Below are 16493 nucleotides of genomic sequence, written 5' to 3'. Positions count from 1 at the left end.
GCCGCGGCATACGGTTACGAGCGAAACAAGCGGTCCGCTTGCGAGCGAAACCCGCGATTCGGTGCGATCAGATCACGTCGAGGACGAAGATCGCAAGGTACAGCTGCCCGAGTCCGGCGATGATCATGACGCCCCCCGCAATGCGCTCGAGTAACCCTGTGTGAGCGGCCAGCCGGCCAGCGCTCGCAACGAGACCCATTCCCGTCGCAACCGTCAGCGAGACCATCAACACGACGACGCTGCCGACGTAGGTGCCGACGACGAGCGCCGCCGAGACCGGCGGGAGCGCCAGCGCCTGTGCGAGCACGGCGACGAACAGGGGCGCGACACAGCCCGCCGCAGCTAGCGCGTAGCCGGCGCCGAAGACCCCGAACCCGAGCACGCTCGAGCGGCGCTTCGGAAGCGGTATCGAGAGCGAGGGAGCACGGTCGAAGACGACCAGCAGGCCGAACACAACCAGAATCGCCCCGACGATCGGCTCGAAGAGGACGATGTTCGATAGCGTCGAGTGCCCGACCCAGTAGGCAGCGACCAGAAGCACGCCGAACGTCACCAGGACGCCGATTCCGGCGACGAGACCGCGACTCAGCGCGCCGGATAGCGAGGCCTGCTCTCCCTCGGTCTGGCTCACGTAGAATCCGACGTAACCCGGCAAGAGCGGGTACGCACACGGCGAAAAGAACGTCGCGACGCCCGCTACCAACGCGAAGGTAAGCGGCAACGAGCCGTCAGTCATCGCCCGTCACCCGAGTTGGCCTCACCGTTCCCCGCACCTGCAGTACCATCTCACTCGTCACCGGCATCAGCCTCGAGTGCCTGCTCGATTCCGGACACGAGTTCATCCGCGCTCTTGACGCCCGAGTCCGCCCACTGAACGCGCCCCGAGGCGTCGATGGCGACGGCCGTGGGAAAGCCGCCCTCGAGGTACCGTGCCGTGAGTTCGGCCGCCGGATCGTGTCCGACTGTCCAGTTCCCATCGTTTTCCGACCACCACTCGACGAGTTCCGCCTCGGTAATCGAGCCGTTCTCACCGACTGACTCGTTGGTGACGGAACAGAACAACACCTCGTCACCGATCCGCTCGTTGGCCGTCGCGAGCGCCGGCATCTGTTCGATACACGGCGCACACCAGGTGCCGAACAGGTCGACGAACGTCACCCGTCCGAGGTCGGGAACCTCGATCGTCCCCGCCTCGCTCCCGGCGGCGTCGACCGTCTCGATCTCGAGCGGATCGTCGGGTTCGTCAGCCGATTCCTCGTTCAGCAGGCCCTCGGTCGATGGGATCCCGTAGACGGCGATCGCACCGGCGCCGGCGACGACGCCCGCACTCCCGATTCCGGCGAGGACGTCCCGTCTCCGCATGCTTACTCCACCCCGACGACCGTCCTCGTGTCCTCGACGATCTGTTCGTTGTCGACCGCCATCTCGGACTGGACGGCCGACGGATACGCGCGCTCCACGATCCCGTCTTCGTTGACGAGCGTGATCAAATTGTTGTGAAGGAAGGTGTACTCGCCGTGGTCGTGGTCCTCGTGGCCCCCGTGGTCCGACTCGTTTCCGTGGCCGTCCCCACCGTCGTGATCGCCGTTACCCTCGAACCCGTCGTGATCCTCGAGTTCCTCTTCGTCGTCGATGCGCTCGAGGGGCAGGTTGAAGGTCTCGGTCATCACCTCCTCGGCCTCGTCGTTAGTTTCGGGACGGAGGAAGTGCCAGTTGTCCGCCTCGTAGTCGATACTTCGCTCGGCGGCGTACTCCCGGAGGACCTCGGGCGTGTCGCGCTCGGGATCGAACGTGAACGCGAGCAACGCGATATCGTCCTCGTAGCCGTGTTCGGCGGCGTCCTCCTGAATCCACCGGAGGCGCAAAAGCAGGGCCGGACAGGCGCCGTCTGGACACGTCGTAAAGAAGTACGTCAGCAGAAACGGCTTCTCGCCGACGAAGTCCTCGAGCGAGACGGTCGTCTCCGCGATCGGATCGGGGAGCGAAAACGAGGGAAACTCCTCGCCGTACTCCGGATACGAGGCAACCGTCGAACGGTCCGGCGGCGGGAGAATCCCGTCACCATCGTGGTCGCCGGAAAGTGCTTGATCCACCGTGTCGAGACAGCCGGCGGCCCCAGCGACACCCGCGACCCCGAGCGCGCGGAGGTACGTCCGTCGTTCCATACGAGATTCGTAGGAGCGCGCCATGAAATGCTCGTTGGTTTGCTCACCGAATGCGATACGATTCGGTGCGGAACATCCGAGACCGGCGTCGAACGTTCTCCCCTCGACTGCTGCGATCGTGAGCCGAACAGATGTGGGTCGACGACGTGGCATCCGATTGTGTCACCGACACGTTCAGCTCTAGCGGTCGGTTCGATCATCCTCGGACTGAGAGCGATCGGTGTCGTCGCGGGCTCCTGGACCGAACCCGCCGCGGGCTCGAACGTTGCCGCATCGCTGACAGCGCTCTCGAGTCCGTTCGCCCCGCCGGTGAATACGACGACGTTCACCGTACCCGTTTGGACGGAGGCACTCGAGATCGCCACCCTCCTCGCTGGCTACGTGCTCGCGGTCTGGGCCGCCTACGTGCTCGCGGACTGGGCCGCCTACGTGCTCGCGGACTGGGCCGCCCACGCGACCGCGTTCAGCTGTGTTCCGGATCGATCGCAGGCGATTCGAACGACAGGCCGACAGCCGCGATTCGAACAGCAAACCAACAGCCGTTTTGTCAGTGCCACCCCAAGATCGGCGTAATGAACCGTCGGGGATTCCTGCGTGGAACCGCCGTGGCCGGAACCGTCGCCATCGCGGGCTGTCTCGAGCGACTCGGTTTCGAAGAGCAGTCGGCCTGGTCGAACCCACCGCTCGTCGACGATCGACCTGACGCCGTCTACCTTCCCGCCGGCATCGAGGAGATGGGGACCTACGGGCGAGCGACCGACGGCGAGTACGCCGTCGAACTTACCTACACGATCCCGCACCGATTCTGGCTCGTCGCCGGCGAAACCGAGCGCGTCGACGTCGACGCCGACGACAGCATGCACCTCATGCTCACCGTCTGGGACCCCGAAACGGACACCGTCCTTCCGGTGAACGCTGAACTCGACGTGCTCCGGGGCGGCGACTCGGTCACCGGACAGCTCTCGCCCTGGCCGATGCTCTCCCAGCGCATGGGGTTTCACTACGGCGACAACATCTCGCTCCCGGAGCAAGGCGAGTACACGGCTCGGATTCGAATCGGCCGGCTCGAGGCCGAGGGAACGGGCGCGTTCGAGGACCGATTCGATAGCCCGTCCACGCTCGAGATCGACTTCGAGTTCAACCGATCGGACATCCACGACCTCGAGTTCGAGCTGATTGACGAGGATCGGCGCGGTGAGCGGAACGCCCTCGAGTTGATGGACCACAGCGACCACGGAGCGCACGACGGACACGGGGACGACGAGCACGCTGCTCACGGGAACGACGAGCACGACCACGGCCACCATGGCGAGGGACACGGCCACGACAACCACGACCACCATGGCGAGGGACACGGCCACGACAACCACGACCACCATGGCGAGGGACACGACCACAACGACCCCGGACACCCGCCGACATCCGATGGGCCAGCCATCGACGAACTACCGGGTGACGTCCTCGGAACGGAACGGAGCGGCGACGCGAAGCTATCCGTAATCGTCCCCGATACCGACCGATTCGCCGATGACGCGGCGTATCTGATGGCCTGTCTGCGGACCCCGTACAACGATGTCGTCCTCCCGTCCGCCTCATTGCGGCTGACGATCGATCGGGACGGGTCAGCCGTCCTCGAGGACGAACGACTGACCGAGCGAATCGATCACGAATACGGTCACCATTACGGACTTGCGGTCGACGATCTCGAGAGCGACGACGAGATTACGGTTGCCGTCGACTCACCACCCCAGGTGTCGCGACACGACGGGTACGAGACGGCATTTTTCGAGTTCGAAGACGTTTCGTTCACCGTCTAACAAGCACGTACCTCGCGAACCGATCGACTGGACGGTCCGGGTCTTCTGTAGACCGGAATCGTTGCCAATACCGATGGTGTGTTCGTTGCCGATGTCGATAGTCGAGTAACAGAAATTCGATCCTACGACGACGAAATGCACCGAAACCGACGACAAATCGATCGTACGGCTGGAATAACTAACCGAAGTTCTCGAATACTCTTGGGGTATGTCTCGATCAGACCACTCAAATATGCGTATCGGCTGTCCGGAGTGTGAAGCACGCGTCGACGCGTCCGTGCCGCCGGGTCCGGGGATCCACGAAGAGCGTGCCACGAACCGACTCCAGGGGAGGGAAACCGCGTGTCGGAACTGCGGACACGAACTCGAGTTGTACTACTACTGATCCCTGCATCGAACGTCGGTTTCGGCGTTGGGTTTTGGTTTTGATCGTCCAGTGCTATTGGCTACAGCGATAGTAGCCACTGGAAGTTCCAGTTGTTACGATAGAGTGAAACGGACACACCATGTTTCCGGTGAAATTACACGACGGTCGGTACGTGATGGACGATCGGCACGCGATGAAGACGGCCGATACGCGGCACTCGAGACCAGCGTCGCTACTGAGCCACACACCGTGTTTCCGGTGAAGACACGTGGTCGATGGGCGCAACGGGAGACGTCCTGTAAGAAAAATACGCTGGGAGCAACGCTGGGAACAAGACAGACGGATGAGACAGCCATAGTGAGACCGAAGTGAGAGACCGAAGTGAGACTGAAGTGAGACTGAAGTGAGACTGTAAGTGTGGAAAGATCGTGATCAGAGAAGGCAGTATCGTGAGCAGATGAGGCAGTGAGTACGAGAATTGACGCGAGGGAGAGAGAACCAGTCGGTCATCCGTTACGTTAATCGGTTGCACTGGCACACCACGTTTCCGGTGAATAAGGAAACGAGTAGGTAGTCACTGCTTCATCTGCTCACGAACCGATAGTCGGTGAGATGACTGAAAGGACCCAGTTGGGCCGCGCGCACACACCGGGTTTCCGGTGAAAGGGGGAAAATAGAGGGGCGTGTGAGAGAGATTCGATTCGATGATGACAGCAAAAGATCCGAATTCGAGCCAACGGTGATGAATGCGAACGGGAACGTACTCGAGAAGAAGAGTAGACCAAGGCCAAACGCTAATCACTGAAATTAAACGCCAATAGTGGAGAGAACACCAGTGTATAACACACTACGACGCACTTTGCGAAGACCGACACACCACGTTTCCGGTAAAATGAGGAGAAAGAAGGCCATCGGTTGGAGTCACTGTCAAAAGAATCTAGCGGTATGTGTGATTGAATCCAGTACCTATAAGTACACATGGGCGAAAAAGTCCATTGAGTCAGAACAGAGAATACTAATCGACGTAAGTCGATTGGAGCTCTTTCACCGGAAATTCGAGGTAGTGTTCACCGGAAACCGAGGAGGTGTACTCGTCTTTCAGTCTGATTGTACTCAGTAAATGGCTTCTCTCTGATCTTATAGTCGGTATTTCACCAACTTATGGTGGTATTCACCAACTTATGATACTATCTTTGAATTATGCCGTCTTGATCTGTTTAGGTTTTCTCACCTTTCATTGATCTCTCTCTGTAATATTGGGTCTGCCCTTGGATCGATTCGCGGTTAATTGCCCTCCGTTCGCAATACGGGTGCTTACACTGGTAAAATTCGGCTTTGGTGTATCGATAGCCAATTCCCACCACACCGGGTTTCCGATGAATCCAACCCCCGTTTCAACTGCACCCCCACACCCCCTTTACCCCGTTTCACCGGAAACGTGGTGTGTGTGTGCTCCACTTTTCACCCACTTTCGGTTTGTTCCACCCTCCCCTTTCGAGACCCGCTCTCTCCGAGAAATTTCACCGTCTCATCGGTTTCCGGCGAACGAGTCCAAACAGTAAAGACGTTTCACCGGAAACGTGGTGTCTACTACCTATGTCGAGTTCCGGCGACGACCTCTTCACCCGAGACGATCCGATCTTCGAGAATAAAGAGCTGCTCGAGATCAATCACCTCCCCGAGGAAGGGCGTATCGTCGGGCGAGACGACGAGATCGCAGATCTCGCGAACGCCGTCAATCCGGCAATTTTCGGGCAGAGCCCGAGCAATCTGCTCATCTACGGCAAGACGGGCACCGGAAAGTCTCTCTGTGCGAAGCATATCTCCGAACGGTTGGTCCGCGTCGCGAAAGAGGAGGGCGTCACGGCCGACTTTGCCTACGTCGACTGTGCACAGGACAGCACAGAGACGCAGGCGGTCCAGACGATCGCCCACTCGTTGAACGACTCGGCGGTCACCGATATCAAGATCCCGGATAAAGGGCTCAGCACGTCGACTTACTACAAACGCCTCTGGCGTGTGCTCGATACCCAGTACGAGGTCGTCCTCATCATCTTGGACGAAGTCGACAAGCTGGACGACGACGACATTCTCATGCAACTTTCGCGCGCGGGCGAGGCCGGCAAACTCGAGGACTGCAAGATCGGCGTCATCGGGATCAGTAACAAGATCAAGTACAAGGATCGGATGGACGAACGGGTCAAGTCGAGTCTCTGCGAGCGCGAGTTCGTTTTTCCGCCGTACGATGCAAATCAGCTCCGGGACATCATGCAGGCGCGCAGCGACGCGTTCAAAGATGAGGTTCTTGACCCGTCGGTCATCCCGCGGGCCGCAGCGCTCGCCGCTCGCGAACACGGTGACGCCCGGAAGGCGATCGACATCCTTCGGTACGCCGGTGAGATCGCCCAGTCGAACGGAAGCAAAACGGTTCGCGAGGAGTTCGTCGTGCAGGCTCGCGAACGCGCAGAAACCGACCGATTCCGCGAACTGATCCGTGGGTCGACACCCCACTCCAGGTACGTGCTGCAGGCGCTCGCGGTGCTCGCACTCAACAGGCCAGAGGAGGACGGCTTTCGAACGACGCGCATCTTCGACGTCTACGAGGAGATCTGTCGACAGGAGGGCTCCGATACGCTTTCGCTACGTCGGGTCCGCGACCTGTTAAAAGAGCACGCGTTTCTCGACATCATCGAGCAGTCCCGCCAGAGCGGCGGCAGCGCCGAGGGGAGCTACACCGAACACCAACTGCTCGAGGACCCGGACGTCGTACGGAAGGTCCTCGTCGAAACGGACGAGACGTAGCGACGATTCCGATCGAGAGACGGACAGTGCGATGACGTTTCACCGGAAACCAGGTGTCCGATTCACTGACAGTCCGAACTGATTCACCGGAAACGTGGTGTCTCGAGTTACGACTGAGACGTTCCACCGGTTTCCCAGCCCCGCGGTGAGTCGTTTAGGCGTTCGGCACCGTCTTCTGTCACGACGACGAGATCTTCGATTCTGACACCGAATTGTCCCTCGAGGTAGACGCCCGGTTCGACGCTGAACACCATTCCGGACTCGAGTTCGCGGTCGTTGCCTTCGACGATGTACGGCGGCTCGTGGACCTCGAGGCCGACGCCGTGACCGGTTCGGTGAACGAACGCGTCGCCGTAGCCGGCGGCCTCGATCGTCGTTCGTGCGGCCCGATCGATCGCGGCGGCAGTGACGCCGGGTTCGACCGCATCGACCGCGGCGTGCTGTGCCTGCCGGACGACCTCGTGTACTCGCTCGTATTCGGCCGACGGCTCGCCGACGACTACGGTCCGCGTCTGGTCGCCCGGATAGCGTCCCGTCCCGGCCTCGAGATCGGCGTCGACGAACGCGCCGAAATCCAACACGATGGGATCGCCGCGCTCGATCTCTCGGTCACTGCTGTGGTGATGCGGTCGGGCGCCGTTCGGCCCCGACGCGACGATCGTCTCGAACGCCGGCTTCCCGCCGCCTTCGGCTGCGAGCAGGCGTTCGATCTCGGTCGCTAACTCCGCCTCGGTCATACCGAGAAGATCCTCCCCGCGCGAGCGAATCTCAAGCGAGACGCGATCGGCGACCTGCCCCGCCCTCCGCAGGGCGTCCAGTTCGATCTCGTCCTTTCGGACGCGGAGGTCTTCGAGGACATCGCTCGCGAGGCCGAACCGTGCGTCCGGCACGCACGCTCTGAGATCCTGCGTGAACGTCGCCCACATCCGGTCGTCGACGAGGATCGCCGGCGGTTCGTCGCCTGTCTCGTCGGTTGCCGTGCTGTCGTCGGCACCTCCCCGCCCGAGCAGTTCCTCGAGGACGCCGTCGATAACGGCGACCGGGTCGTCGCTGTCGTTCCAGAACCGAATCTCGAGCGAGGGATCGTCGATCGGCACGTCGGCGAGCTGTTGGTCGTACATCGTTGGCGCGACGACGATGGGGTCGCCTGTTCGCGGAACGAACAGCAACAAGTGACGTTCGGAGGCTGATTCCTCGAACCCGGTCAGATAGGTCATATTCGGACTCGGGAAACAGACGAGTAGCGACGTACCAGCGCGCTCGAGTCGGCGTTGACAGTCTCCAATTCGACGCTCGACGGGCGATTGCATACTCGCGATTCGCGGGAGAACGGAAAGAACGTTTGGACTGACGAGGTGGTTTCTCGGCCGGGTGGCGATGTGACCAGTGCTGTTTTGATGAGTGGTGCCAGTCTGACGGGTGAATCAGTGGTAGTCCGGGCGGCGCATCAATGCCGGCTTGATGGACAGCGAGGTGTATTCTCCTCCGCGCTATTGAACGGTATCTGTCGAAAAATAGCTGGTATTGTACCGTGGTATTCGGAGTAGATTCGGTCATTTTCTCTCATTGTCTGGTATATTTGACGAGTAGCGGACGCTATTAGAGGTCCATGCGGATGCAGGCCGCGAAGCAACCCGCCACGAAACGCTGTATTATCAGCGAATGCGATTTACCGACGAGCGGTCGTCGTCGACGCACCCGAATAACAGACAGTTACGGGCCGACGGGTACGGTCGTGTGACAGCCGACGCGCAGGCCGACGAATCGGCCTGCCCCGGCTCGCTGATCGTCGTTTCGAACCGGCAGCCGTACCGGCACGAGTACGAAGATGACGAGGAAGAAGTCGCGGAGACGGCGAGTCGATCCATCGAGGTGGATGAACCCACCGGCGGGCTGACTGCCGGTCTCGATCCCGTGGTCCAGGAGTCCGAAGGAACCTGGATCGCCTGGGGCGACGGCGAGGCGGACTTCGACGTCACCGACGAGGACAACTGCGTTGCCGTCCCGCCGGCGGAGGAATCGTACACCCTCAGGCGGCTCGACCTCTCGGAGGCCGCGGTCGACTCCTACTACTACGGATTCAGTAATCGCGTGCTCTGGCCGCTGTGTCACGGCTTTACCGATTTCGTCGAGAACCGGTCGAACGATTTCGACTGGTACCGGACTGTCAACGAACGGTTCGCCGACGCGGTAAGCGAGCACGCGACCGAGGACTCGGTCGTCTGGCTGCAGGACTATCACTTCGCACTCGCGCCGGAAATGATCCGCGAGTCGGTTCCGCCGTCGACGACCATCGCGCAGTTCTGGCATATTCCGTGGCCAACGGCCCTGACGTTCCAGCACTGCCCGGCCGGCGCAAGCCTTCTCGAGGGATTGCTCGGAAACGACCTGCTCGGGTTTCACGTCGATCGATACGCCGAGCGATTTCTCGACTGTGTCCAACGGTACGTGCCGGCTGCCAGCGTCGATCGCTCTCGGAGAATCGTCCGCTACAACGGGACGACGACCCGCATCGTCGCGACGCCGATGGGCGTCGACGCCGAGTCCTACGACCGAGATGCGCGATCGGTCTCGGATGCGGCGGTATCCGAGCTGCTCGAGCGATACGAGATCTCGGCGGAGAACGTCATCGGTCTCGGCGTCGATCGACTCGACTACTCGAAGGGGATTCCGGAACGGCTGGCCGCTCTCGAGCGATTCCTCGAACGGAACCCATCGTGGCACGGCGAGTTCACCTTCGTGCAGTCGTGCTCGCTCTCCCGGACGAACATCCAGACCTACGAGCGACACGGGGATCTCGTCCGAAGCGAGGTCACGCGGATCAATCGGCGATTCGGAACGGACGAGTGGCAGCCGATCGTCTACACCGAAGACTACCTCTCGAACGACGAACTCTGTGCGCTCTATCGCCGTGCGGACGTGATGGTCGTGAGCCCGCTCTGCGACGGGATGAATCTGGTCGCTCAGGAGTACGTCGCCGCGAACGTCGACGGTGATGGGACGCTCCTGTTGAGCGACCGAACCGGCGCCCACGAGATGCTCGGCTCCCACGCACTCACGATCGATCCGGCGGATATCGATGGGTTCGCGAGCCAGCTCGAGGCCGCGGTCGCGATGCCGTCACACGGGCGACAACGCCGGATGCGAACGCTCCGAAACCGAGTGTTCAGCGGCAACCTCGAGTGGTGGATGGATACCCAGTTCGACTGGATTCGACGGGTACACAGCGAGCGCCGCAGCGATACCCACCGCGGCGGTGCGACTCGAGGAACTGTCTCGGGCGCTGTTCGGGATCGAACGTCGGACTCGAATTCGGGCCAGACTGGTGACTCCGACGCTAGTACAGAGATGGACTCCGGTTCCAATTCCAATTCTGGTTCTAATTCAGACTCTGACTCAGATTCGGATTCGGATTCAGACTTGGATTCGGATTCAAACTCGGATTCGAATTCAGACTCGAATTCAGACTCGGATTCGGATATCGACCCGCCTGAATACACCTCCACCGTGTGATCAATGTCGACCGTAACATCACCGCAGCCAATCGACGACCAGCGAGACCGAATACGGTCGCGACTCGCCGACGCGTCGCATCTCCTGTGCTGTCTGGATTTCGACGGGACGCTCGCACCGATCGTCGACGACCCAGATGCAGCAGCGCCGACTGCCGAAAACGAGGCCGCGGTGGCGACCCTCACGGCGGCACCGTCGGTGACGACGGCGATCGTCAGCGGCCGTGCGTTAGCCGATGTCCGGCAGCGAACCGACGGCCCGAAGACGTACGCCGGGAATCACGGTCTCGAACTCGAGCGCGGCGAGTCGGTCGCCATCCATCCCGTCGCTCGAAAGCGGGCCGTGAAGATAGAGCGGGTCTGTACGGCGCTCGAAACGGCCCTCGAACACGTGCCGAACATCCGAATCGAGAACAAGCGACTGACGGGGACGGTTCACGTTCGATCGGTCCCGCCTGCGCTACGGCCGATCGTCGAGCGCCAGACGGCCGCAGTCGTCGACCGATTCGGCGGCGACGCACTCGAGATTTCGACCGGCAAACGCATCCTCGAAATCGGGCCGTCGATTCCGTGGGGGAAGGGGAACGCGGTCGGCTTGATCTCCGCGGATATGCCGCCACGAACGGTGCCGATGTACATCGGCGACGATGTGACCGACGAATCGGCGTTTCGGACCGTCGAACCGAAGGGAATCGGGATTCGAGTCGGTGGCGACGAGCCGTCTGCGGCCTCCTGTCGACTCGACGCTCCCGACGACGTCGCGACGTTCCTGGAGTGGCTCGGTTCGGTCGGCGTCGATGCACTCGAGCAAAACCGGTCGCGACCGCGGTCGGCCGGCGACCGATCGAGGGCTGGTATCCGCTTGACCCCGGATACCCGCTCGACCACTGGCACACGGTCGAACGCCGATACGACGGTGATCGACGAAATTTGGTCGAACTAACATCCATCTCGGTAGTCCGTCCCCCTACTCGGTGTCACTGTGTGCCCGCTCGCATTTTCGGGGTCCGCTAAATGTTAAATTTCGAATTTTTACTCACTGTTTTCGCAATCTGTCGTCGTAGAAACCACAACCGAACAAGGCGAAAGTATTAGTTACCGCTGGAAATATAGTGATAGATGAGAGTGAACGATAGTGAAGTTACGTCAACCTACTGATTTTTTGATCCTCGATGCACTCGAGGATAAGGGTCGAAACGTCGCCACGAATCTCGCCGCTCACACGGGGAAGAGCCGCAAGAACATCAATACGAGGCTCCCGGTACTGGAGGATTACGGACTCGTACGGAAAATCGGGCCGGCAGAACGGTCCGGGTTATACGAGATTACGTCGCTCGGGAAGGCAGCACTCGTCTATCAGGAGCAGTACGACGAAGTCGACGACTTCGACTCGCTTATCGAAGGTCCCAGCGCGGGCGGAACCGGACGGAGCGGTGATACACAGGCGAGTTTCGTCCGCGGTGAGGACGAGAGCGAGGACGAGGAGGACTGAGCCGTTTCCAATCCCACGACGTGACGTTTCATGCCAACCCCTTCGCGTTGGTTCGTTTCGAGACGGTTCTCCCCGTCGGCACATTCCGGGGCGAGTTGTGGAACCAGTGGTCGTCTACGGAAGAAATCCACCGCTGTACTCGGCGAGTTCGCGGCGCGCACAGGGCGAGAAGGCCAGGCTGAGCTTCCGATCGAGATCCGCGGGATCGGGATAGTTCGTGCCACACCGCGAGCCATCGTCGTCGTAGTCGGACGACCAGGCATAACTGCTCAGCATTGGTGAGGCGACGATCGCGTCGCCGTACCGATAGGCGACGCCGTGGTCGTGTTGTAAGCCCAGCGCGTGACCGACTTCGTGGGTGAGGATCTGTATCGTCCGCGAGGGCCGTCCGTTCGGAACGATCCAGCGGTCGGCGTCGGCTTCCGGCGACGAGAAGAGGTCGTCGAACGAGTCCAGGGCTGCGATATGCTTGGCCCCGCCGACCGACGCGATGTGTGGAATCCCGTACCCGGTCGGGGCCGCTTCCATCTGGCCGTCCGTGACGAGCAGATTGACGTCGGAAACCGGTGAGAGGTCACGGCGGCCGATCGCTCCCGAAGCGAGCGCTGCCGGCCATTCGCCGCCGCTCGTCACCGCTGCACCGTTCTCAGTCGAGACATCGACGGCTCCGCCACTCGAGACCGCGAGCGACCAGTGCTCGAGGTCGAATATTCGCTCGAGGTACTCCTGTATCCGATCGGTGACGCCCCCGTAACTCGCTGCGTGCTCCGAGAGCCAGACGCGAATCTCGAGCGTGACGGTGGGTTCCCGGGTCGCATACGCCAGCGTCCCGACGGAAGCAAGAGAGCCGGCCGTGCCGAGAAACACGCGTCGGTTCACGATCGCTCCTCTCGCGTCGGGTGGCCAGTTCCTATCGCTTCACATGTCTCTCCATTATAGTCGATCAGTTCTGACTGATACTCACAGACACGCTTATTTCGGGGTCGAGATGATGTTGTCTCGAGACGAACTGTGTCGTCAGGCTGCGGTCACCGTCGAACGCGACGAAAATTGCGGGACGGACGTTACTTCGGAAGTGGGCGTCGCGTATCGACGACGCGAGTGCCGCGGTTATCGACGCGGATCTCGGCCCAGGCGGGGAGGTCGTCTGTCGGTGTCAGCAACAGTAAGCCACCGTCGCTCGTTTCCACCAGCCGTCGGTCCGGGTCACGCTGTCTGATGCATGGCTTCCATCGTTCGGTACGCAGATTGGTCGTGACCTGGCAATCGGTGTAGTAGCGACCGTTTGTCCCCTCGTAGAGTACGTCGACGGGCGTATCCGTCACCACGATACCCCGCTCTCCGTCGGTCGACCGACGGTGATTCTCGCCGAGGTGGTTGTCGTACCCATCCCACTCGATCGAACTCACGGCGACTGCATCGGCACTCGGGTTCACATGAACTTTCTTTAAGATCGTGTGACTGTCGGGAAACGTGATGGGTACTTTGGCGATCGGGTGTGCAGTGACGTTCAGTAGCTACGATAGCACACCGGCTTTCCGGTGAAGATGGGTTTTCTATCACTCGAAACGAGACTCTGATCCAGTAGCGAGATCGGTCCATACCTCGGTTGCTGTCGACTGTAGCGTCACTCCGTCTCGGCGCCAGCCTCGAAAAACTCGCGGAGAACCGTCTTCAGTCCCTTTCGCAGGTGCTGGTGCATCGTCGGTGGAGTGACCCCCATCGAGTCGGCGATCTCCTCGCCGGTGCTCTCGCGGGGCCAGTCGAAAAAGCCGCTGTAGTAGGCGAGTCGTAACGTGGTAAGCTGTCGATCGGTGAGTTGATCGAGGATCCGGTTGCGACGCTCGGCTGCCGTCTGCACCGATCGGTCGACTTCGCGACGAGCGATGAGTTGTGTGTTCTCGTAGACGACGGTCAGCGCCTCCGCGATCTCTCGGACGTCCGCGTCCTGAGAAACCTCGATCACGCAGCGTCCGACGCCGTCCTCGACGCTGACGTCTCTGATCGTCGCGCCGTGATTCGCCAGCGTCCGAACGCCCGACTCGGAGAGGCGCATCTCGATCGTACAGCTGGTATCGCCGTCGTGAATGAGTCGACACCCCTCGATCGAGTCGTGGTCTCTGGCCGCTTCGAGGACGGTTTTGCCGTCGATCCCGTCGACCGTCACGTACTGGACGGTCCGCCCGCTGGATGTCGTTCCGGCCCACTCGAGTGAACACGTACAGCCGTACTCCTCCGAGAGGTCGAACGCAAACGTGTCGCCGCCGTCGATCCGGAACTCGAGTTCGACGACCGTATCGGCGAACAGCAGCTGTCGATTCTTCACGGCCATGATGGTGAAGCCGATGGTCTCGCCGAGGAGTTCGAAGCCGGTCAACTCGTCGCCACTGAACGCCTCATCACGGCTGGCGAGTACGGTCAACACGCCGTAAATCGAGTCGTTGTGGTCGATTGGAACGGTGATCGCCGAACTGATGTCGTCCTCGCGAGCAGCGTTCTGCAACGGTTCGGGGACCGTCTCGCTCTCTTGTACGTCTATTTCCGTCTGGGCCGACCCCGTCTGGACGGTTCGCTGTCCCAACCACTCGTGGTCAGCGTCGAGCGCTTCGACCGACTGGAGGGAGGTTTCGGCATCGCCGGCACCGGTTCGATACGCAAGCGTCCCTTCGCCCGTGCGCTCGGCGATCCAGGCGCCACAGTACAGCTCCGAGTCGACGAGCTGTTCACAGACCTCGCGCTCGATGGCGTCCCGTGAGGGTGCCTCCACCAGTGTATCGATGACTTGCCCGACCACCGTGCTGATTCGATTGAGTGTCTCGAGTTGGTCCTGACGCGATCGGAGCTCGCGTTCGCGCTTCGCCCGTTCGGTGATATCCCTGGCGAGCCAGACGACGGCTCGCTGCCCCTCGATCCGATCGTCGATCGGGACGACTCGGGCCTCGAACTGTCGGTCTCCCTCGGTCGTCTTCGCACCGTACTCGACCGTCTGAATCGTATCGGTCCGGAGCGTTCGATCGATACACGCCGCTAGCTTCGCGGCGACATCGTCCGGAAAGACGTTCTGTAGCTGTTCGCCAATCAGCTGGTCGGCCGGCTTCGTGTACAGTTCCGCAGCGTCCGGTCGAACCTTCACCTCGAGGTAGGTTCCGTCTTCACCGATGACGAACGCTTCATCGGGCAGTTCGTTCGCGAGGATTCGGTGGTAGTCGCGGTCAGCTGATCGTGTCGACGGTCGTGTTCGCGCTGCTTCCGCACTCGTCTCCCGGTTCGAGCGGATCGTCTCGAGAACTCGTTCGATCGGATCCTCGTCCGTCCCGAGAGCGACGTACTCGTCGGCGTACCCCCGCAGCGCAGCCGTCGCGAGTGCTTCGCTTCCCGTTTTCGGGACCACGATCGTCGGAGCGGCTGTATCGGTCGCGTGACACCGCTCGAGGAGGACCTTCGTTTCCGCCGGATCGTCGTGCTCGATGACGACGGCGACGGGACCCTGTGCGTCGGCTCCGTCTCGAGAGGCGGACTCGAACCCGCCCTCGAGGCCGTTTTCGAGAGTCGTCTCTACTGAAACCGTTCGAATAGCGTACGGTGTCCCGTCGTTGAGTCGGCTCTCGAGGGAACTCGCTCGTGCGGCCGTGATGTGAATGATCGATCCGGATGGGTTCTCGTGGGACATGCGATAGCAGTATTTACCGATCGCAATCTGACGCCGCCTTCTTTCTGTCCTATCACCATATCAGAATAAAAGACTACTGGTACATCGCCCCCCCGCCAGATGCGGTGTCCGGGAACTAGCGGCCGATGCCGACGATCGCTAGAATACCATATTACCTGATACTAATTTGGCGGAAAACTCGTTATTTCCGATCACGGCACGTTCAGTCGACACCGTCCCGCTCAGATCGAATCGGTTGGTTTCACAGATAATCGAAAACACCACGACATCGGCTTCGAGGGCAAGATTCGTCCAGCGGTCCGAGAGGTGTCCGACGGGGGTTTGCAGTCAACGACGGACGCCAACACGAACGACGCCGTCTGGAGCAATATTGTGTCGACGGACGGATGTTTCAGCAGCGGTGACGCGTTCGATGGTCGTACCTCGTGTTCGTTGCCGCCCCCTCGCTTGATTTCTGGGATGATGGATCGTCAACACGGTGTACACAGTTTACACTGTGTAAAATTTGCGCACTGTTCTCACGATATCGTACCGACGGGCGACAGTATTGCAGGCTAGGTGATCATCATGTAGCTTCGGGGCTGCCACCGCGTAGTTTCGGGGCTGTCACTGCACTGTCCGTGTGATCGCACTCCGACAGGTCGGTAACCCGGTCGGGGTTCGCTGAA

The 16493-nt window shown here is 60.9% G+C and carries 14 protein-coding genes; 7 read left to right on the top strand and 7 right to left on the bottom strand.

Features of this window, described 5'->3' with window-relative positions:
• Positions 1 to 67: 67 nt before the first annotated feature.
• The 3 genes from NATTI_RS0123810 to NATTI_RS0123800 are packed head-to-tail and all read right to left on the bottom strand — an operon-like array spanning position 68 to position 2165.
• A complete protein-coding gene (locus NATTI_RS0123810) occupies positions 68 to 736 on the bottom strand; it encodes a cytochrome c biogenesis CcdA family protein (protein WP_006090961.1) in 669 nt (222 codons plus the stop codon).
• 50 nt (positions 737 to 786) lie between these two features.
• The gene (locus tag NATTI_RS0123805; protein ID WP_006090963.1) at positions 787 to 1362 is read right to left on the bottom strand and encodes a TlpA family protein disulfide reductase; all 576 of its coding nucleotides are present in this window, start codon (positions 1360 to 1362) and stop codon (positions 787 to 789) included.
• Positions 1363 to 1364: 2 nt separating this feature from the next.
• On the bottom strand, positions 1365 to 2165 hold the full coding sequence (locus NATTI_RS0123800; protein ID WP_006090964.1) for an SCO family protein: 801 nt from the start codon (positions 2163 to 2165) through the stop codon (positions 1365 to 1367).
• A 159-nt stretch (positions 2166 to 2324) separates the two neighbouring features.
• On the opposite strand from NATTI_RS0123800, the gene NATTI_RS0123795 reads away from it, so the two are divergent.
• The 4 genes from NATTI_RS0123795 to NATTI_RS0123780 all read left to right on the top strand — a co-directional run bounded on the left by NATTI_RS0123795 (position 2325) and on the right by NATTI_RS0123780 (position 7151).
• Complete coding sequence (locus tag NATTI_RS0123795; protein WP_241434359.1) at positions 2325 to 2738, top strand: hypothetical protein; 414 nt, start codon at positions 2325 to 2327, stop codon at positions 2736 to 2738.
• Complete coding sequence (locus NATTI_RS0123790; protein ID WP_019992228.1) at positions 2738 to 3982, top strand: iron transporter; 1245 nt, start codon at positions 2738 to 2740, stop codon at positions 3980 to 3982. Before NATTI_RS0123795 ends, NATTI_RS0123790 begins: the two co-directional genes overlap by 1 nt.
• A gap of 208 nt (positions 3983 to 4190) precedes the next feature.
• Positions 4191 to 4367 carry a hypothetical protein gene (locus NATTI_RS26300; RefSeq protein WP_154658250.1) on the top strand — a complete coding sequence of 59 codons (177 nt, stop codon included), beginning with the start codon at positions 4191 to 4193 and terminating at the stop codon, positions 4365 to 4367.
• 1578 nt (positions 4368 to 5945) lie between these two features.
• Positions 5946 to 7151 (top strand): Cdc6/Cdc18 family protein, encoded by a 1206-nt coding sequence (locus NATTI_RS0123780; RefSeq protein WP_006090971.1) that lies wholly within the window; start codon positions 5946 to 5948, stop codon positions 7149 to 7151.
• Positions 7152 to 7258: 107 nt separating this feature from the next.
• Here NATTI_RS0123780 and NATTI_RS0123775 read toward each other — a convergent pair whose 3' ends face one another.
• Positions 7259 to 8461 (bottom strand): M24 family metallopeptidase, encoded by a 1203-nt coding sequence (locus NATTI_RS0123775; protein WP_006090973.1) that lies wholly within the window; start codon positions 8459 to 8461, stop codon positions 7259 to 7261.
• A gap of 352 nt (positions 8462 to 8813) precedes the next feature.
• Here NATTI_RS0123775 and NATTI_RS0123770 point away from each other — a divergent pair, with 352 nt between their 5' ends.
• The 3 genes from NATTI_RS0123770 to NATTI_RS0123760 all read left to right on the top strand — a co-directional run bounded on the left by NATTI_RS0123770 (position 8814) and on the right by NATTI_RS0123760 (position 12155).
• Positions 8814 to 10664, top strand: coding sequence for an alpha,alpha-trehalose-phosphate synthase (UDP-forming) (locus tag NATTI_RS0123770; protein ID WP_006090975.1), 1851 nt, complete (start codon positions 8814 to 8816; stop codon positions 10662 to 10664).
• 3 nt (positions 10665 to 10667) lie between these two features.
• Positions 10668 to 11606: a trehalose-phosphatase gene (gene otsB, locus NATTI_RS0123765; protein ID WP_006090976.1), complete on the top strand. Its 939-nt coding sequence runs from the start codon at positions 10668 to 10670 to the stop codon at positions 11604 to 11606.
• 192 nt (positions 11607 to 11798) lie between these two features.
• Entirely contained in the window at positions 11799 to 12155 is a 357-nt protein-coding gene (locus NATTI_RS0123760; protein WP_006090978.1) for a winged helix-turn-helix domain-containing protein, read from the top strand.
• 114 nt (positions 12156 to 12269) lie between these two features.
• On the opposite strand, the gene NATTI_RS0123755 is transcribed toward NATTI_RS0123760, so the two are convergent.
• The 3 genes from NATTI_RS0123755 to NATTI_RS0123745 all read right to left on the bottom strand — a co-directional run bounded on the left by NATTI_RS0123755 (position 12270) and on the right by NATTI_RS0123745 (position 15825).
• Positions 12270 to 13034: a hypothetical protein gene (locus NATTI_RS0123755; RefSeq protein ID WP_006090979.1), complete on the bottom strand. Its 765-nt coding sequence runs from the start codon at positions 13032 to 13034 to the stop codon at positions 12270 to 12272.
• A 185-nt stretch (positions 13035 to 13219) separates the two neighbouring features.
• A complete protein-coding gene (locus NATTI_RS0123750; RefSeq protein WP_241434360.1) occupies positions 13220 to 13564 on the bottom strand; it encodes a hypothetical protein in 345 nt (114 codons plus the stop codon).
• Positions 13565 to 13782: 218 nt separating this feature from the next.
• Complete coding sequence (locus NATTI_RS0123745) at positions 13783 to 15825, bottom strand: bacterio-opsin activator domain-containing protein (protein WP_006090983.1); 2043 nt, start codon at positions 15823 to 15825, stop codon at positions 13783 to 13785.
• Between the last annotated feature and the right edge of the window lie 668 nt (positions 15826 to 16493).

The sequence above is a fragment of the Natronorubrum tibetense GA33 genome (assembly GCF_000383975.1).
In the GTDB taxonomy this organism is placed as follows: Archaea; Halobacteriota; Halobacteria; order Halobacteriales; family Natrialbaceae; genus Natronorubrum; species Natronorubrum tibetense.
The sequence above is the reverse complement of the archived record's forward strand: the minus strand, read 5'-3'. Positions and strand labels throughout refer to the sequence as shown.